Raw genomic sequence first — 17,724 nt, 5'->3', positions numbered from 1 at the left:
TTGCGGGAGGAGCGCGAGCGCTCCTCCCGCCGCGGTCGGCTGAGTCTGTGGTCGCGTTCCGCAGAGCGTCCTGCGTCCGGCTCGCGAGAAACGCTGGCACGCGTGCGGTGCTCGTCCGCGGGAGGAGCGCGAACGCTCCTCCCGCCGCGGTCGGCTTAGTCTGTGGTCGCGTTCCGCAGAGCGTCCTGCGTCCGGCTCGCGAGAAACGCTGGCACGCGTGCGGTGCTCGTCCGCGGGAGGAGCGCGAACGCTCCTCCCGCCGCGGTCGGCACATCGTGTGGTCGCGAACCACAGAGCGTCCTGCGCACGGCTCGCGCGAAACGCTGGCACGCGTTTCTCGCCGGTCGCCTTGAGGGTGAGCGGCTGGTTCTGACGGCGGTGGTATGCGGTCGGTGCCCGGAAGGATGCGGTGGCGCACCGTTTCATGCTGGTCGAGTAGCCCCGGAGGGGCGTATCGAGACCTGCCGTCGGCAGCAGGGCGGGTCTGCAGACTTCTGTTCCGACGGTGGTGGATCTCGATACGCCCGCTGCGCGGGCTACTCGATCAGCATGGGGGTCGCGCCGCAGACGCAGCCGGGGCGCGGCTTCGCTGGTCGAGTAGCCCCGGAGGGGCGTATCGAGACCCGGCGTCGGCAGCAGGGTGGGTCTGCAGACTTCTGTTCCGACGTGGTGGATCTACTTGGACGAGACGCCCGCAGACATGCTGGTCGAGTAGCCCCGGAGGGGCGTATCGAGACCCGTCGACGACAGCAGGGCGGGTCTGCAGACTTCTGTTCTGACGGTGGTGGATCTACTTGGAAGAGACGCCCGCAGAACATGCTGGTCGAGTAGCCCCGAAGGGGCGTATCGAGACCCACCCACCCCAAGGAAGTCGGTCTCTTCCCCGCCCTGCGCTGGCGCCGAAGGCGCCCCCTCCGCTCGATGCGCCCGCTGAGCGGGCTACTCGATCAGCATGTAAGTGCCCACGTCGACGAGGTGATCTGTCCTACGAGATCCGGCGTCGGCCGTCAGGGGTGGCGGCAGGCCTCGGTGTGCGGGGTAGCGAGGATGCGCTGGTGGCCGAGCACCTCGCGGGCCATCGTCGGCAGGCTCAGGTCGCTCACCCGAGCCTCCTCGCGCAATGTGATGAACGCGATGTCGGCGGAGATCCGCAGGCCGGCGCTCAGGAAGCCGACGGCCTGCAGCACGGCCGCCTCGTCGTCGTCGACCTCCGGCAGCGATTCGACCCACGAGACGAACACGCCGTCCAGGCCGTCCTCAGGCACGACGTCCGACCTCGACGAGAGCGGCGGGGAGGATCGCGAGGGCGGGGATCGTCGGCGGCATCGACTCCAGTGTCACGGAAACGGTGACAGGACGGGAAAGGGCTTGCCATCCTCCCGCGACTCTGCAGGTGTGCGCCGCCTCCACGGGCCGACGCTACTGCGCCGCGGCAGGAGAGGTCCCGCGGTGGTCGTCCTCTCCGCCTGGGTCTGGCCCGAGGACGCGTCACTCGTCCCCGCCCGTCTCGGCGTGCGGGGCGCCGACCGCCTTCGACTCCGGCGAGCCGCGCTCGCGCAGGTAGACCGAGAGCGCCGCCATGCTGCCCACCGCGAGGAACTCGGACTGCCAGTTCTGCAGTGTGCGGCTCCAGAAGTCGGCGGAGGCGAGGTACTCGCCCCAGGAGACCGGCGCCGACAGGTCCAGCAGCTGCTGCTCGTCGTAGGCGACGTGCCCGGCGACCGACTGCGCGAGCCAGGAACCGGCGAAGACCGCCCCCATCACGATCAGCAGGGAGTGCGCGTAGAGCCAGCGCCGGAGGCCGCTCGGGAGCTTCGCGGGCCGCGGGGAGGACTCCTCGGCCCACGGCCCCATGCGCTGCTCCTGCTCCGTGGCGCGGCCGCGCTCACCGGGCTCCTTCGACTCCGACGACCCGCGCTGCACGAACCAGACCGTCGCCGCGATGTAGAGGAAGAACTGCAGGTATTCCGACTGCCAGTTCTCGGCGACGTCGGCGACGAAGGTCGACGACGTGAGGTAGCGCGCGTACGTCACCGGCTCGAGCCCGGCGACCCGCAGGTCGTCGAGGTGGACGTGGAACCCGGCGGCCGACTGGCCGGCCAGCGACAGCACGAAGAGCGCGCCGAAGACGAGGGTCAGCGAGTTCTCGCGCAGGAAGCCCCGAGCGGCGCCGGCGTGCCGCTCGGAACCGCGCGCCCGGGTCACGGCGCTCATCGGTGCAGCAGCCCCATCGCGAGGAAGAAGACGAGACCGGCGCCGATCACGCAGAGGCAGCCGGTGAACACCCCGCGCATCAGGAGCCGTCGATCACGCAGTCGAAGGGGCGGTCCTCGCCGGTCGCCGTGCACCCCGCGGCGCGCACGCGCCAGCCGTCGCCGCTCGCCGCGAGGAAGACGGTGTCGTCGCCCAGCTCGACCACGGCGGCCTGGCCGAAGGCCTCGGCGCGGGGGGAGCCCACGGCGGCCGAGTCGAGGCCGAGCGCGAGGATCGCGTCGGGGCACGCCGCCGATGCCGTACCGGCCTCGACGACCGCCTCGGCCGCCCGCGGGGTCAGGGCCGCGCACGCGGCGGAGCCGTCTCCCGCCGCCAGCGCCTCCTCGAACGCCGCGGCGGTGGCACCGGCGGCCGCCGTGTCCGGTGCGAGGCCGGCGCACCCGGCCAGGGGCAGAACGAGCGCACCGACGAGTGCGCGGCTGCGTCTTCTCGACGCGGTGGGGGAGCGGGACATCGGACGACCTCCTCGACTGGCACGAGTCCGGCGCGGACGACGCTAGTCCGACGGAGCGGCCTCGATCGAGGATCTTGACAGCGGCGCTGGGCTCACCCTCAGGGGCGGTAGAGCGCCCACTCGTCCCGGGCCAGCTCGCGCAGTTCGTCGACGACCCGCAGCTGCCAGGTCGCCGGAGTGTGCCCCTCCAGGCGCCCGTGCACGGTCTCGCTGGTCCAGCCGTCGCGGGTGCGGGTGTAGCGGATGAATCGGACGTGCCGGCCCTCGAGGGGTGCTCCGCTGGTCGCCATCCCTCGATGGTCCCCGATCCGGGCGGCGGTTATCCGCTCTTGACAATGAGGCGGGGCGGCGGATCTCCCGGCGGCCCGCTCCGGCCTCGTCGCGCTCGAGCCGTCGCCCCGCCGCCCGGTACCACTGCGCGCAGAAGACGACGACGACCACCGCTTCCAGCCAGCCTCCCGCCGTGTACATCAGCTCCGCGCCTGCTCGCACGTCGGCGGCGTCGAGGAACACGGGCGGCCGGGCGTAGAGCTGCTTGGCGAGGATCGCGTGCGAGGCCGTCGCCAGGACGACCGCGACCACCTGCGTCGCGCGAGCCGGTGGATGGGGGTGGGGGTCGACGCCGATGATCGCGGTGGTGAAGAGGCAGCCCGCGAGGAGGAGGTGCGCGTGCACGAGGACGTGCAGCAGCGGCGCCGCGTGCATCGTCTCGAGGAGCGGGGTGCGGTACAGCAGCTGGAGCCCGCCCGCGCTGAGGAGGGTCGCGGTGATCGGGTGGGCGAGGACGCGGGCGGGCGCGCTGCGCAGCAGCCGGGTCAGGCGCCGGGCGGGGGTCGTGCTCAGCGTCCGCAGGGCCAGGGTGACGGGGGCGGCGAGGACGAGCAGCACCGGCGCGAGCATGCCGGCGAGCAGATGGGCGGCCATGTGCGAGGTGAAGCTCGACTGCGCAGCGACGGCGAGAGGTCCGACGACGGCCGCGGCGGCGCAGGCGATCCCCGCCGTCCACAGCACGACGCGGTACACCGGCCAGGGTCGGCCCCGGCGGCCGGACACCGCGGCGGCGCCGGCGTAGGCGAGCACGCCCGAGACCGCGAGCAGGAGCAGGACCGGCTCGAGGGGGACGGCGTGGCCGTGGGCGTGGCCCGGTCCGTCGAGCGCGGACGGGATCACGACGCCTCGCGCCTCCGCGCGGCGGCCGTCCTCGCCCGTACGAGCAGCACGACTCCCGCGAGGATCAGTACTGCGGCGACGGTGTTCCACACCAGGTCGTAGGGCAGCAGGTCGTGGACGTACCGGATCTGATGCAGTCCGAGCAGCTTGTGCTGGACGGTGCCGTCGTAGAGCTGGAACGCACCCGCGCCGAGGAGCACCGCTCCACTCCAGCGCAGCGGTTCCAGCGCCCCGCGCCGCCGCAGATCCGCGAAGAGGAACAGACCTCCGATCGCCGCGAACCAGCCCACGGCGTGGAAGATCCCGTCCGAGACGAGCCCGAGCTCCGGCGTGCCGAGGTCGAAGAAGTGGTGCCAGTGCAGCAGCTGGTGGAACACGGTCTCGTCGACGAACGCCGCGAGGCCGAGGCCGAAGAGCGCGCCCGACCAGGCGTTCCGGGCGGCGCGCGGGCCCAGGGCGCGCCATCCCCGCGACTCCGGGCGGGAGGGGGTGCTCGATCGAGTCATGCAGCGACCCTCTCCTCTCCGCGTCACGGGAGGCCAGGGGGTTGCCAGCGGGCAGTCCGCGAGGGCGGCCGCTCCCGAGGGCGCGGTCGGGGAGGGCGGGCGCGAAGGATGAGCAGCGGACGGTGCCGAGCCCGCCGACGCCTAGGGTGAGCGGATGAGCACCGCCGCCCTCTCCCCGAGCGCCCGATTCCACCAGCGCTTCCTCGTCGAGAAGCGGGAGATGTCAGCACCCGCCCGCCGCCGGCTGATGCGCGCGGGAAGCGGGTCGGTCGCGGTCGGGCTCGTGCTCTTCGCCGCGCTGACCGTGCAGGTGGCGACGGGCACCGGCCTGGCCGTGCTCGACCCGGCGGTCTCCGAGTGGTTCCGAGCGAAGCGCTTCGCCGAGGGGACCGTCGTGATGGACACGCTGGCCACGGTGTTCGGCCCGGTCCTCCTGCCGATCATCATCCTCGGCATGCTGGTGCTCTGGATCGCGCTCGCCCGCCACCTCTGGCGGCCGCTCCTGCTCGCCGGCGGGATGGTGACGGGGATGCTCAGCGTTCAGCTCGCCGCGCACCTGGTGCAGCGCGTGCGACCGCCCGTCGAGCACATGCTCCTCGGGGCGGACGGCACCTTCTCGTTCCCGTCCGGGCACGTCACCGGCGTCTGCGACTTCTTCCTGATCACGACCTTCCTGCTCGCGTCGCGCCGCTCCTCGCCGGTCTGGGCGATCGGCGGCTTCGCGCTCTCGCTCGGGATGATCGCCGGTCAGGTCGTCGCCCGCCTCTACCTCGGCTACCACTGGCTCACCGACACCCTCGCGTCGGTCTCGCTCGCGCTCGTCATCCTCGGCGGCATCGTCCTGATCGACACGCGACGGACTGCGGTCGTCCGGGCGGAGTCCGCCTGACGGGCGGCCGCCGGGCCGGTCGTCGATCCCGCGCCACGCCCGTGAGCGCCCGTCCGGTGCTCAGTACTGTACTGCCGTGCCTCTGCTCCCAGCCCTGATCCGACGCCGTCCCGAAGCGACCACCCACTCTCGATCCTCCGTCACGAGCCGTGGCGCGATGCTCCTTCCGAGCGTCGTCGTCGCGGCGCTCGTCGGCTTCAGCGCGCTCTTCACCGCGAGCGGTGCCGCGGCGATGCCCGGCGGTGACCTGCTGCGGCCGTCCTCGTTCACGCTCGTGAAGGATCCGACCACCGGCTCCGTCTACGAGTCCTGGGAGGTGGCACCCGGAATCGCGGTCGCCGCCCGGCCTCGCGACGGCGGACAGACGGAGTCGCCGCAGGCGGGACTGCGCACCTACTGGCTCGTGCGGTCGATGATCGACCAGCTGCGGTCGACGGAGCCCGCGAGGAGTCTCGTGGAGGCCGTCCCGGATCTTCTGGGGGCGAAGAAGGCGAACGGCAATCGGTTCCTGGACAGCGACGGCAACCTGTCCAGCGTGCGGGTCCTGATCGCACCGGCCGCCCGGTGGGTATCGGTGGCGCTGAACAGGGACGAGGCCGTCGGCGGCGGGGGCTCCGACAGCGTCCTGCACTTCGACCCCGACCGCGCCCTGTCCTACTTCGACTCCCGGACGGGCGAGATCCGCCTGTTCTCGCCGACGGTCGTCTTCGCTCACGAGCTCTACCACTCCGTGCAGTCCCTCGCCGGCGCGAACATCGACCGCAGCACCGAGGCGGTCGTCGCCACACCGCTGCGATCCGGAGACCTGCGCTCGCCGGGAACGACGGAAGCCGAGCGGGACCTCTCGATCAGGGTCTCGGAGCTGGTGACGACCGGTGGCGCTCGGGGCCTCGAGGCTGTGAAGCACGCCGGCCTCGCAGGCGGCGAGGGCAGCGACGGGGAGTTCGAGGCGTCGGACTTCGAGCGCGTGGCCAATCCCTACCTGGCGGGGGCACTCGACCGTGCAGATTTCGATGAGTGGGCTGCGAAGGACGCTCCGCCTCACGAGCAGGAGGCTTTGGCTCGCCGCAAGCAGGCCATCGACCGGCTGGTGACGCAGCATCCCACCGAGGTCAGGGTGGCTGCGGCACTGAACCTCCCCACACGCAGCGAGTACACCGCGATGAGGCGAGTGATCGGTACCGGCGCGGCGATCAGCTCGGTCGGAGTGTTCGAGGTGCGCGGGCCACTCGGGACGGAGGATCTCCTCCATCCCCTCGAGTCGGCGAACCTCCGCCTCGAGCGGTCCCTCGAGGACGTTTGGGCCGGGAAGAGCGTTCCCCTCGCGGGACCTCCCGCCGCGACCTCCTCTGCCCAGGAGTGCGTCCTCTGCGAGGTGACCGCGAAAGAGGAGAACCGGAACACCGTTCCGGCCGCGGGCCGTGCAGAGGGCGAGAAGGCTCCGGTCGCCGTCGAGGGACCGAGCTCGGGCAGGGTTCCGGCTGCAGGCGTCGCTCCGGAGGCCGAGAAGCCACCGGTCGTCGCTCCGGAGGCCGAGAAGGCTCCGGTCGTGGCTCCGGAGGCCGCGAAGCCATCGGCCGTCGCTCCGGAGGCCGCGAAGCCACCGGTCGCCGGTGAGGGGTCGAGCGCCGGGAAGGCTCCGCCGGCGGCCCCCTCGCAGGAACGAGCGCCGACGCGACCTCAGCCCTCCCGGCCGCACGCGCCGGCGCACCACGGTCGCCACTGAGTGGCTGCGCGAGGCTCGGCAGGTCTGGCGACGCGGGCGCGGGCTGCCGGGTGAACGACGACGGGCGGGTCGGACGCGCGAGCGTCCGCTCCGCCCGCCGTCGTGCGGGTCGGGCTGCGGTCAGCCGATGTGGCGCAGGAAGAGCGCTCCGAGCGGGGGCAGGATCAGCTCGGCCGAGGCGGGCCGCCCGGCCCACGGCTCGTCGCGGGCCTCCACGGCGCCGAAGTTGCCGACGCCCGAGCCGCCGTAGATCTCGGCGTCCGTGTTCAGCAGCTCCTCCCAGCGGCCGGCCTCGGGGAGGCCGACGCGGTAGCCGTGCACCGGCGAGCCGGAGAAGTTCACGATGACCGCGACCGAGCGGCCGGCCTTGTCCTTGCGGAGGAACGAGATCACGTTCGGCGCCGCGGCACCGCCGTCGATCCACTCGAAGCCGGCCTGGTCGTTGTCGAGCTCGTTCAGCGACGGGACCTCGCGGTACACGCGGTTCAGCTCGCCGACGAGGCTCCACAGCCCGCGGTGGCTGGGCTGGTCGAGGATCCACCAGTCCAGCCCGCGCTCCTCGGACCATTCGGAGTACTGCCCGAACTCCTGGCCCATGAAGAGCAGCTGCTTGCCGGGGTGCGCCCACATGAACGCGAGGTAGGCGCGCACGTTCGCCAGCTGCTGCCAGTGGTCGCCCGGCATCTTCTGGATCAGCGAGCCCTTGCCGTGCACGACCTCGTCGTGGCTGATCGGCAGGACGAAGTGCTCGCTGAACGCGTAGACGAACGAGAAGGTGATCTCGCCCAGGTGGTACTGGCGCCAGAGCGGGTCGTTCGCCATGTAGCGCAGCGAGTCGTTCATCCAGCCCATGTTCCACTTGAGCCCGAAGCCGAGCCCGCCGGAGACGGTGGGCTGGGTGACGCCGGGCCAGCTGGTCGACTCCTCGGCGATCATCATGATGCCGGGATAGAGCTTGTAGGCGGTGGCGTTCACCTCCTGCAGGAAGCTGATCGCCTCGAGGTTCTCGCGGCCGCCGAACTCGTTGGGCAGCCACTCGCCCTCCTTGCGGGAGTAGTCGAGGTAGAGCATCGACGCCACGGCGTCGACCCGGAGGCCGTCGACGTGGAACTCCTCGAGCCAGAACAGCGCGTTCGCGACGAGGAAGTTGCGGACCTGGGTGTGCCCGAAGTCGAAGACGTAGGTGCCCCAGTCCATCTGCTCGCCGCGGCGCCAGTCCGGGTGCTCGTAGAGGGGCTCGCCGTCGAAGCGGGCGAGCGCGAAGTCGTCCTTCGGGAAGTGCCCGGGCACCCAGTCGACGAGCACGCCGATGCCGGCCTGGTGCAGCCGGTCGATCAGGTACTTGAGGTCGTCGGCGGTGCCGAAGCGGCTCGACGCGGCGTAGTAGCCGGTGACCTGGTAGCCCCAGGAGCCGCCGAACGGGTGCTCGGCGAGCGGCATGAACTCGACGTGGGTGAAGCCCAGCGTGGTGACGTACTCGATCAGGGGGTCCGCGAGGTCGCGGTAGCCGAGACCGGGCTTCCAGGAGCCGAGGTGCATCTCGTAGACGCTGATCGGCTGCGTGTGCGGGTCGACGCTCGCGCGCTGCTCCATCCAGCCGGAGTCGCCCCACTGGTGGTGCGAGACGGGGACGCGCGAAGCGGTCGCCGGCGGCACCTCCGTCGCCCGGGCCATCGGGTCGGCCTTGCGGACCCAGCGGCCGTCGCGCGAGAGCAGGTCGAACTTGTAGGAGGCGCCGGGCTCGACGCCGGGCACGAAGATCTCCCAGACGCCGTTGACGCCGAGGTTGCGCAGGGCGTGGCCCTCGCCGCTCCACTCGTTGAAGTCGCCGACGACGCGGGCGGCCTGGGCGTGCGGCGCCCAGACGGCGAACGAGGTGCCCCAGACGCCCTCGTGCTCGCGGTGCCGCGCGCCGAGCGCCTCCCAGAGTCGCTCGTGCCGGCCCTCGCCGATCAGGTAGAGGTCGAAGTCGCCGACGGTCTTCGAGAAGCGGTACGGGTCCTCGGCGGTCCAAAGGGAGCCGTCGCCGTAGTGCGCCTCGACGGTGTACGCCTGCGGGTCCTCGTCGTGGACGCCCTGCCAGAGGCCGTCGTGCAGGTGCTCGAGCTCGACGCGGACGCCGCCGGCCAGGACGGCCGTCACGGCGTCGGCGAGCGGACGGCGGACGCGGACGACGGCGCCACCGCCGGGGAGCGCGTGCTGCCCGAGGACGTCGTGGGGGAGCGCGTTGCTGCCGGTCGCGAGCTGCTGGAGCACCCACTCGGGGAACTCGGGGAGCGCGTCGACGTCGGAGTCCGGCGCCGGCGCGGAGTCGTGCGCCGAAGCGGCCGGTGCGGTCGGCTCCGGAGGCGTCAGCGGCTCGGGGGTCGCGGACGCCGCGGTCGGCTCGGGCGGCAGGAGCGGCTCCGGCGGTGCGACGGGCTCGGGCGGGGTGAGCCGCTCGGGCACTGCCGACGCCTCGTCGGCCGCGGGCTCCGCGACGTGCGCGCCCGTGGTCGTCGCCGAGCTCGTGCCCGTCGTGACGACCGTCTCCGTGCGCGGCTCGACGCCCGCCGCGTCGGCCGGGCTGCCGGCCTCCGCGGGGACGGCGTTCTGCGCCGTCTTGTCCGTGCTCTCGACCGGGCTCGTGCCGTTGTCCTCGGGAACCGTCATCGTCCGTCCGCCTTCACGCTCAGGATGTGCACGGGCTCGACGAAGGAGTCGAGCCGCACGTAGTTGTCGCTGCCCCAGGTCCAGACGGCACCGGTGATCAGGTCCTCGACCTCGTAGGTCGCGCTCCAGTCCAGGCCGAGGGCCGGCAGGTCGATGTGCACCGTGGTCTCGCGCGCCGAGTGCGGGTCGGTGTTGACGACGACCAGGAGGGTGTCGTCCGATCCGGTGCCGGTGAACGCGCGGTCCAGGTGCTTGGAGTAGACGAGGATCGCGTCGTCGTCGCTGCCGTGCACCTGCAGGTTGCGCCGCTGCGCGAGCGCGGGGTGCGCCCGGCGGATCTCGTTGAGCCGGGTGATGTACGGGGCGATCGTGGTGCCGGCGGCGTCGGCCGCGGCCCAGTCGCGCGTCTTGTACTCGAACTTCTCGTTGTCGATGTTCTCCTCGGCGCCCGGGCGCGCGACGTTCTCGATCAGCTCGTAGCCGGCGTAGACGCCCCAGAGCGGCGAAGCCGTCGCGGCGAGCGCGGCGCGGACCTTGTAGGCCGAGCGGCCGCCGTACTGGAGGTACTCGGTGAGGATGTCCGGTGTGTTCACGAAGAGGTTCGGCCGCATGTAGTCGGCCGTCTCGTGCGAGATGCTCGTGAAGAACTCCTCGAGCTCCTCCTTGGTGTTGCGCCAGGTGAAGTACGAGTACGACTGCTGGAAGCCGACCTTGCCGAGCGCCCGCATGATCGCCGGGCGGGTGAACGCCTCCGCGAGGAAGACGACCTCGGGGTTCTCGGCGTTGACCTCGTGGATGATCCACTCCCAGAAGTCGAGCGGCTTGGTGTGCGGGTTGTCGACGCGGAAGATCTTCACGCCGAGCGAGATCCAGTACCGCAGGACGCGCAGCGCCTCCTGGCGGATGCCCTCGGGGTCGTTGTCGAAGTTGATCGGATAGATGTCCTGGTACTTCTTCGGCGGGTTCTCGGCGTAGGCGATCGAGCCGTCGGGGAGCGTCGTGAACCACTCGGGGTGGCTGGTCACCCAGGGGTGGTCGGGCGAGGCCTGCAGCGCGAAGTCGAGCGCGAGCTCGAGGCCCGCGGCGGTGACCGCGTCGTGGAACGCGGTGAAGTCCTCGACCGTGCCGAGGTCCGGGTGGATCGCGTCGTGCCCGCCCTCGGGGGCGCCGATCGCCCACGGCGAGCCGGGGTCGTCCGGGCCGGCGTCCAGCGTGTTGTTCGGTCCCTTGCGGAAGTTCCGGCCGATCGGGTGGATCGGCGGGAGGTAGAGCACGTCGAAGCCCATCGCGGCGACGGCCGGGAGACGGTCGATCGCGGTGCGGAAGGAGCCGGAGGTGACGGTGCCGTCCTCGTGGCGCACGGCGCCCTCGGAGCGGGGGAAGAACTCGTACCAGGCGCCGACGCCGGCGCGGGTGCGCTCGACGTGCACGGTGCGCGGCTCCGAGACGCTCGCGAGGCTCATGACCGGGCGTGCGGTGAACGCGCCGTGGACGGCGGGGTCCTCGGCCGCCGCGAGGCGGGCCTCGGGCGGAAGCGAGGAGTCGGCGACCGTGGAGGCCGCGTCGGAGAGGAGGGAGCGCTCGGCCTCCGAGCGGGCGTCGTCGCCGGCCGCGGTGCGGAGGAGGCTCTCGCCGATCGCGAAGGTGACGGCGATGTCGAGGCCGGCCGGGATCTTGACCTCGGCGGTGTGCAGCCAGGTCGCCCAGTCGTCGGCGAAGGCGCGGACGCGGTAGCTCCAGTCGCCCTCGTGGTCGAGGAGGACGAGCCGCCCGTAGCGGTCGGTGCCGGTGGCGATCAGCGCCATCCGGTGCTCCGACTCGGTGCCGGCGGGGGAGGTGAGCAGCAGGTCGACGCCGATCAGGTCGTGCCCCTCGCGGAACGCGGTCGCCGCGAACGGGACGACCTCGCCGACGAAGGCCTTGGCGGGCCACCGGTCGTCCTCGAGCCGCGGCTGCGGGTCGATGATCGGGATCCGCTCGGCGCGCACCCGGTAGCCGGAGCCGGTCGGAGGGGACTGCTCCGCGGTCTCCGCCGCGGCCTCGGGAGCCGGCGCCGCGGCGGCCGTCCCCGGTGCCACGGGCGCCTGCGCCTGCACGGCCGGAGCCGGTGCAGTGCGCTGCGCATCCTGTGCCGCCGCCTCCGGCGACGGAGGAGTCTGCGCGGCGGGAGTCTCCTCCCGGGCCGCACCTCCCCGAGCCGCTCGTCGTGCGTCCTTGCCGTGCGAAGCCTTGCCGAAAGGTGTCTGAGCCACGTCACGACAGTAGCGACCGGCGGTGCCTTTGGCACGCCGGTTGCGGAGCCCCGCGCCGCTGTGCAAAAGGGCCCGCGCCACGGTCGACGGCGGTCGCGGGCACTCCGCTACAGTGTGCGAGCGCGACCGCCCCGGCCGTCCGCAGGGGGTGCTCACCGGGGTCCGCAGTCGCCGGAATCAGCCGGTCGTCGTATCGGCAGAGAGTCGAGGAGTGCCGTGAAGGCCATCCGCCGCTTCACCGTCCGATCGGTCCTGCCGCCCGAGCTGTCCGCGCTCGGCGAGCTGGCGGGCAACCTGCGCTGGGCCTGGCACGAGCCGACCCGCCGCCTGTTCGAGCGGGCGGATCCCGAGCTGTGGCAGCGCGGCACCGGAGACCCGACCGCCCTCCTCGGCGCGATCGCGCCCGAGCGCCTCGCCGAGCTCGCCCGCGACCAGGGCTTCGTCGACGACGCCTGGCGCCTCCGCGACGATCTCGAGCGCTACCGCACCGAGCCGCGCTGGTACCAGTCGCTGCCGGAGTCGGCGCCGCGCTCGATCGCCTACTTCTCACCCGAGTTCGGCATCGCCGCCGCGCTCCCGCAGTACTCCGGCGGCCTGGGCATCCTCGCGGGCGACCACCTCAAGGCCTCCTCGGACCTCGGCGTCCCGCTGACCGGCGTCGGCCTCTTCTACCGCTCGGGCTACTTCGCCCAGGGGCTCTCGGCCGACGGCTGGCAGCTCGAGTCCTACCCCTCGCTCGACCCCGACGGCCTGCCGCTGCGGATCGTGCGGATGGCCGACGGCTCCGCGGCGCGGATCGTGCTGGCCCTGCCCGACGGGCGCGCGCTCTACGCGCGGGTCTGGCGGGCCGAGGTGGGCCGGGTGACGCTGCTGCTGCTCGACACGGACGTCCGCGAGAACGAGGACGCCCTGCGCACGGTCACCGACCGGCTCTACGGCGGCGGCGGCGAGCACCGCCTCCTGCAGGAGATGCTGCTGGGCATCGGCGGCGTGCGCGCCCTCGAGCTGTGGGCCGAGGTCTCGGGCACTCCGCTGCCGGAGGTGTTCCACACCAACGAGGGGCACGCGGGCTTCCAGGGTCTCGAGCGCATCTCCGGCCTGATCGGCTCGGGCCTCGACTTCGACCAGGCGCTGCAGGTCGTCCGCGCGAGCACCGTCTTCACGACGCACACGCCCGTGCCGGCGGGCATCGACCGCTTCGACCGCGGGATGATCGAGCAGTACTTCACCACCGAGCTGCTGCCGGGCGTCCAGATCGAGGACGTCCTGGCGCTGGGCTCCGAGTCGACCACGGGCGGCGCGAGCGACGTCTTCAACATGGCGTTCATGGGGCTCCGCCTGGCGCAGCGCTCCAACGGCGTCTCGAAGCTGCACGGCGAGGTGAGCCGCTCGATGTTCTCCAGCCTCTGGCCGGGCTTCGACACGGCGGAGGTGCCGATCGGCTCGGTCACCAACGGCGTGCACGCGGCGACCTGGACCGATCCGATCCTCCGCGGCCTCGCCCGCGACCGGCTCGGCACCGACGACACCACCCGCGCCGACTGGGCCTCGGGCGCCCTCAGCGACGGCGAGCTCTGGCAGGCGCGGCGGTCGATGCGCGAGCAGCTGGTGCGCGACGCCCGAACCCGCGCCGCGCGCTCCTGGCGCGAGCAGAACCCGGGCGGCCTCACTCCGGCCTGGCTGGACGAGCTGCTCGACCCGGACGTGCTCACCATCGGCTTCGCCCGGCGGGTGCCCACCTACAAGCGGCTGACGCTGATGCTGCACGACCCGGAGCGGCTGCGCGCGCTGCTGACCCACCCCGAGCACCCGATCCAGATCGTCATCGCCGGCAAGTCGCACCCGGCTGACGAGGAGGGGAAGCGGCTGATCCAGAAGCTGGTCCGCTTCGCGCAGGAGCCGGACGTGCGCCGGCGCATGGTCTTCCTGCCCGACTACGACATCGCGATGGCCCAGTTGCTCTACCCGGGCACCGACGTCTGGCTGAACAACCCGCTGCGTCCGCTCGAGGCCTGCGGCACCTCCGGGATGAAGGCGGCGCTGAACGGCTCGCTGAACCTGTCGATCCTCGACGGCTGGTGGAACGAGTACTTCGACGGCGAGAACGGCTGGGCGATCCCGTCCTCGGACCGCGACCTCGACCCGGAGTCGCGCGACACGCTCGAGGCGGATGCGCTCTATGAGCTGCTCGAGAGCGAGGTCGTGCCGCGCTACTACGAGCGCGACCACGACGGAGTGCCGCGCCGCTGGGTGCGCTCGATCCGGCACACGCTGTCGACGCTCTCGCCGGAGCTGTCGGCCGAGCGGATGGTGCGCCAGTACGTGGAGGCGCTCTACCACCCCGCCGCCGAGGCCGGGCGCGAGATCGCGGCCGACCACTTCGAGCCGGCCAAGGAGCTGTCGGCCTGGAAGCAGCGGGTGCGCGCGGGCTGGCCGGGCGTGGCCGTCGCGTCGGTCGAGTCCGGCGGCATCGACGCGGTGCCCCAGCGCGGGGACCGGCTCGCCCTGCGTGCGGGCGTCCGGCTCGGTGAGCTCTCGCCCGAGGACGTCACCGTGCAGGTCGTCTCCGGCACCACCGCCGCGGACGGCTCGCTCGTCGACGTGCGCCTGCACGAGCTCGAGGTCGCGGAGGAGTCGGGCGCGGTCGTGCCCGCCGACGCGGTCGGCCGCGTGCCCTACGCGGGCGAGATCGTCCTCGACCGCAGCGGCTCGTTCGGCTACACCGTGCGCGTCGTGCCGCGGCACCCGCTGCTCGCCCGCTCGGCCGAGCTCGGCCTGGTCGCGGCCGCCGGCTGACGCCGGCATCCTGGCCGAGTAGCCGCGGAGCGGCGTATCCAGCGGGGAAGCCGCTTCGCGTCTCGGTGGTGAGTGAAGGGACGCGGCTGCGCCGCGTCATGCTGGTCGAGTAGCCCCGCAGGGGCGTATCGAGACCCGACGTCACCAGCAGGGTTGGTCAGCAGACTCAGGTTCTGACGGTGGTGGATCTCGATACGCCCGCTGCGCGGGCTACTCGATCAGCAGGGAAGCCCGCTGCGCGGGCTACTCGATCAGCAGGGAAGCCCGCTGCGCGGGCTGTTCGATCAGCATGAATCCAACAGTCGCGCGGTGCCCCCATGCTGGTCGAGTAGCCGCGGAGCGGCGTATTGAGACCCACCCATCGGATGACGGTGGATCTCGATACGCCCTCTGCGAGGGCTACTCGATCAGCATGAAGGGCGACCCGCCCCCGCTCAGCGCGCGATGTCCGCGACGATCGCGCCCGTCGCGGCCACGAGGTCCGCCGGCGCGAGCTCGATGTCGAAGCCGCGCCGCCCGCCGGAGACCAGCACGGTGTCGTACAGCTCCGCCGTCTCGTCGAGCACCGTCCGGTGCCGCGTCTTCTGCCCGATCGGCGAGATGCCGCCGAGCACGTAGCCGGTGCGCCGCTGCGCGAGCGCGGGGTCCGCCATCGCCGCCCGCTTGCCGCCGACCGCCGCCGCGAGCTCCTTGAGCCCCAGCGACCCGGTCACCGGCACGATGCCGACGACCAGCTCGCCGTCGACGTCGACCAGCAGCGTCTTGAACACCCGCTCCGGCTCCACCCCGAGCGCCTCGGCCGCCTCGCCGCCGTAGCTCGCGGCGCCGGGATCGTGCCGGTACTCCCGGGGGACGAACGCGATCCCCGCCGCGGCGAGCGCGAGCGTCGCCGGCGTCCCCGGTCCGCCCCTCATCAGCTCGCGGCGACCGGACGCGGGCCGTGCGCGGCGAACAGCTGCATCGAGGTCCCGGCGACGCGGACGACCTGCCCCGGCTCGAACGACTCGCCGTGCTCGAGCGGCACCGCCTCCGCGCTGCTCCACAGCCGGGTGTAGCCGGTGACGCCCTCGCTCTCGGCGAGGACGACCGAGGTGTCCGCCTCGACGCCGTGCACGATGAGCAGGACGCGGTCGAACTCCTCCGTCTCGGGGGTCGACGCCGCGAGGTACTGCAGCGTGCGGTTCTCCGCGGAGGTCCAGTCGTGCTCCGACATCGTCCGCCCGTGCGCGTCGAACCAGCGCATGCTCGTGGCGCTCGGCGTCACCTCTCCGCCGCGCCCGTAGCGCGAGGGCCGCAGTGCCGGGTGCTCGCGACGGAGGCGAATGAGCGTCCTGGCGTGCTCGCGCAGCTCGAGCTGCCAGTCGCTGCGCCCGTCCCAGCGCAGCCAGGTGAGGTCCGAGTCCTGGCAGTAGGCGTTGTTGTTGCCGCGCTGGCTGCGGCCGAACTCGTCGCCCGCCGTGATCATCGGGACGCCGGCGGAGAGCAGCAGTGTCCCGAGCAGGTTGCGAATCGCCTTCCGCCGGCCCTGGTTGACGCCGTCGTCGGCGGTCGGGCCCTCGAAGCCGTGGTTGAAGGAGCGGTTGGTGTCGGCACCGTCGCGGTTCGACTCGCCGTTGCCGATGTTGTGCTTGACGTTGTACGAGACCAGGTCGGCCAGCGTGAAGCCGTCGTGCGCCGTGACGAAGTTGACGGAGGCGAGCGGGCCGCGCTCGGCCGAGAAGGTGTTCGAGGAGCCGGAGAGCCGCGTCGCGAAGCCGCCGATGCCCACCGGCGCCGTCCCCGCGCGACGGGCGTAGTCGATGTCCGAGAGCCAGAAGTTGCGGGCGCGGTCGCGGTAGCGGTCGTTCCACTCCGACCAGCCGTCGGGGAAGTTGCCGGTCTGCCAGCCGCCCATGCCGACGTCCCACGGCTCGGCGATCATCTTCACGTCGGCGAGGGAAGGATCCTCGACGGCCGCTCGCAGCAGCGGGTGGTCGCGCTGGAAGTGCGCGATCTCGTCGCGCCCGAGGGTCGCGGCCAGATCGAGCCGGAAGCCGTCGACGCCGACCTCGTCGGACCAGTAGCGGAGCGAGTCGAGCACCAGGCGCTGGGCGACGGGCCGGCCGAAGTCGAGGGTGTTGCCGCAGCCGGTGACGTCGATGTAGTGGCCCTCGTCGGTCTGGCGGTAGTACGACCGGTCGTCGATCCCGCGCAGGCTCGAGCGCGGACCGCCCGGGCCCTCCTCCGCGGTGTGGTTGTAGACGACGTCGAGGATCACCTCGAGACCCGCCTCGTGCAGCAGCTTGACCATGCCCTTGAACTCCCGCAGCACGGCGGTCGGCCCGCCGCGCTGGGCGGCGGGGGAGGCGTACGCGGCGTGCGGGCTGAAGAAGTTGAGGGTGTTGTAGCCCCAGTAGTTGGTGAGCCCCTGGCGCAGCAGGCGCTGCTCCGAGACGAAGGCGTGCACGGGGAGCAGCTCGACGGCGGTGACCCCGAGGTCGAGGAGCGACGAGACGGTCGACTCGTGCGCGAGACCGGCGTAGCTGCCGCGCAGCTCGACGGGCAGCGCCGGGTTGAGCTTGGTCAGCCCCTTCACGTGCGCCTCGTAGATCACCGTGCGGTCCAGCGGCGTGCGCGGCTTCTCGGAGGAGCCCCAGTCGAAGGAGTCGTCCACGACGACCGAGCGCCACTCGTTCTCGGCGACCCGGTGCAGTCCCCGGGAGTACGGCTCGAGCAAGGGGACCCGCGGGTCGAAGCGACCGGGGACACCCGAGGGCCCGTCGACCTTGATCGCATAGCGCCGGCCGACGGTGAGCTGCGCGGCCCGGGCGGACCAGACGGCGTCGTCGCCGCGCACCAGCGGCACCGTGCGGGTCACCCAGCTCGGGTCCTTCTCGTCGTAGAGGAGCAGGTCGATCGCGGTGGCGTGCTCCGACCAGACCCGCAGCTCGCCGCCCTCCGCGTCCACGGTGACTCCGAGGCGGGCCAGGGAGTCGCGTGTCTGCATGCGACCTACAGTAGTGAAG

At 72.3% G+C, this 17,724-nt stretch carries 12 protein-coding genes; 3 read left to right on the top strand and 9 right to left on the bottom strand.

From position 1 onward, the window contains the following. Positions 1 to 1,007 precede the first annotated feature (1,007 nt). The 5 genes from HQQ86_RS00875 to HQQ86_RS00855 form a co-directional block, all read right to left on the bottom strand. Positions 1,008 to 1,265 carry an ANTAR domain-containing protein gene (locus HQQ86_RS00875; protein WP_173285689.1) on the bottom strand — a complete coding sequence of 86 codons (258 nt, stop codon included), beginning with the start codon at positions 1,263 to 1,265 and terminating at the stop codon, positions 1,008 to 1,010. A 223-nt stretch (positions 1,266 to 1,488) separates the two neighbouring features. Next, on the bottom strand, positions 1,489 to 2,214 hold the full coding sequence (locus tag HQQ86_RS00870; RefSeq protein ID WP_173285687.1) for a DUF6766 family protein: 726 nt from the start codon (positions 2,212 to 2,214) through the stop codon (positions 1,489 to 1,491). A gap of 79 nt (positions 2,215 to 2,293) precedes the next feature. Further along, positions 2,294 to 2,728, bottom strand: a complete 435-nt coding sequence (locus HQQ86_RS00865) for a hypothetical protein (protein WP_173285685.1) — start codon at positions 2,726 to 2,728, stop codon at positions 2,294 to 2,296. A gap of 42 nt (positions 2,729 to 2,770) precedes the next feature. Beyond that, complete coding sequence (locus HQQ86_RS00860; protein WP_173285683.1) at positions 2,771 to 3,898, bottom strand: cytochrome c oxidase assembly protein; 1,128 nt, start codon at positions 3,896 to 3,898, stop codon at positions 2,771 to 2,773. Then, complete coding sequence (locus HQQ86_RS00855; protein ID WP_173285681.1) at positions 3,895 to 4,404, bottom strand: DUF2243 domain-containing protein; 510 nt, start codon at positions 4,402 to 4,404, stop codon at positions 3,895 to 3,897. Before HQQ86_RS00855 ends, HQQ86_RS00860 begins: the two co-directional genes overlap by 4 nt. Positions 4,405 to 4,558: 154 nt before the next feature. Here HQQ86_RS00855 and HQQ86_RS00850 point away from each other — a divergent pair, with 154 nt between their 5' ends. Together HQQ86_RS00850 and HQQ86_RS00845 are read left to right on the top strand one after the other, a co-directional pair. After that, entirely contained in the window at positions 4,559 to 5,293 is a 735-nt protein-coding gene (locus tag HQQ86_RS00850; RefSeq protein ID WP_173285679.1) for a phosphatase PAP2 family protein, read from the top strand. A 157-nt stretch (positions 5,294 to 5,450) separates the two neighbouring features. After that, a complete protein-coding gene (locus HQQ86_RS00845; protein WP_173285677.1) occupies positions 5,451 to 7,019 on the top strand; it encodes a hypothetical protein in 1,569 nt (522 codons plus the stop codon). Positions 7,020 to 7,139: 120 nt separating this feature from the next. Here the strand turns inward: HQQ86_RS00845 and glgB are convergent, their stop codons facing one another. Beyond that, on the bottom strand, positions 7,140 to 9,671 hold the full coding sequence (gene glgB, locus HQQ86_RS00840; protein ID WP_173285675.1) for a 1,4-alpha-glucan branching protein GlgB: 2,532 nt from the start codon (positions 9,669 to 9,671) through the stop codon (positions 7,140 to 7,142). Next, complete coding sequence (locus HQQ86_RS00835) at positions 9,668 to 11,659, bottom strand: alpha-1,4-glucan--maltose-1-phosphate maltosyltransferase (RefSeq protein WP_367948576.1); 1,992 nt, start codon at positions 11,657 to 11,659, stop codon at positions 9,668 to 9,670. The genes glgB and HQQ86_RS00835 overlap by 4 nt, the downstream gene beginning before the upstream one ends. Before the next feature lie 480 nt (positions 11,660 to 12,139). Here HQQ86_RS00835 and glgP point away from each other — a divergent pair, with 480 nt between their 5' ends. After that, positions 12,140 to 14,719 carry an alpha-glucan family phosphorylase gene (glgP, locus tag HQQ86_RS00830; protein WP_173285673.1) on the top strand — a complete coding sequence of 860 codons (2,580 nt, stop codon included), beginning with the start codon at positions 12,140 to 12,142 and terminating at the stop codon, positions 14,717 to 14,719. Positions 14,720 to 15,153: 434 nt separating this feature from the next. On the opposite strand, the gene ybaK is transcribed toward glgP, so the two are convergent. Together ybaK and glgX are read right to left on the bottom strand one after the other, a co-directional pair. Next, entirely contained in the window at positions 15,154 to 15,633 is a 480-nt protein-coding gene (ybaK, locus tag HQQ86_RS00825) for a Cys-tRNA(Pro) deacylase (RefSeq protein WP_173285671.1), read from the bottom strand. Then, positions 15,633 to 17,705, bottom strand: a complete 2,073-nt coding sequence (glgX, locus tag HQQ86_RS00820) for a glycogen debranching protein GlgX (protein ID WP_173285669.1) — start codon at positions 17,703 to 17,705, stop codon at positions 15,633 to 15,635. Before glgX ends, ybaK begins: the two co-directional genes overlap by 1 nt. Positions 17,706 to 17,724: the final 19 nt, after the last annotated feature.

The organism is Rathayibacter sp. VKM Ac-2857 (genome assembly GCF_013205025.1).
Lineage (GTDB): Bacteria > Actinomycetota > Actinomycetes > Actinomycetales > Microbacteriaceae > Rathayibacter.
Note: the sequence above shows the minus strand (reverse complement) of the source record. Positions and strands in the feature narration are given on the sequence as shown.

Excerpts from the sequence above, each read along its gene's own strand:
- HQQ86_RS00845 (WP_173285677.1), top strand. The coding sequence starts at position 5,451 with ATGCTCCTTCCGAGCGTCGTCGTCGCGGCGCTCGTCGGCTTCAGCGCG.
- HQQ86_RS00855 (WP_173285681.1), bottom strand. The coding sequence starts at position 4,404 with ATGACTCGATCGAGCACCCCCTCCCGCCCGGAGTCGCGGGGATGGCGC.
- HQQ86_RS00850 (WP_173285679.1), top strand. The coding sequence starts at position 4,559 with ATGAGCACCGCCGCCCTCTCCCCGAGCGCCCGATTCCACCAGCGCTTC.
- glgX (WP_173285669.1), bottom strand. The coding sequence starts at position 17,705 with ATGCAGACACGCGACTCCCTGGCCCGCCTCGGAGTCACCGTGGACGCG.
- glgB (WP_173285675.1), bottom strand. The coding sequence starts at position 9,671 with ATGACGGTTCCCGAGGACAACGGCACGAGCCCGGTCGAGAGCACGGAC.
- ybaK (WP_173285671.1), bottom strand. The coding sequence starts at position 15,633 with ATGAGGGGCGGACCGGGGACGCCGGCGACGCTCGCGCTCGCCGCGGCG.
- HQQ86_RS00870 (WP_173285687.1), bottom strand. The coding sequence starts at position 2,214 with ATGAGCGCCGTGACCCGGGCGCGCGGTTCCGAGCGGCACGCCGGCGCC.
- HQQ86_RS00865 (WP_173285685.1), bottom strand. The coding sequence starts at position 2,728 with ATGTCCCGCTCCCCCACCGCGTCGAGAAGACGCAGCCGCGCACTCGTC.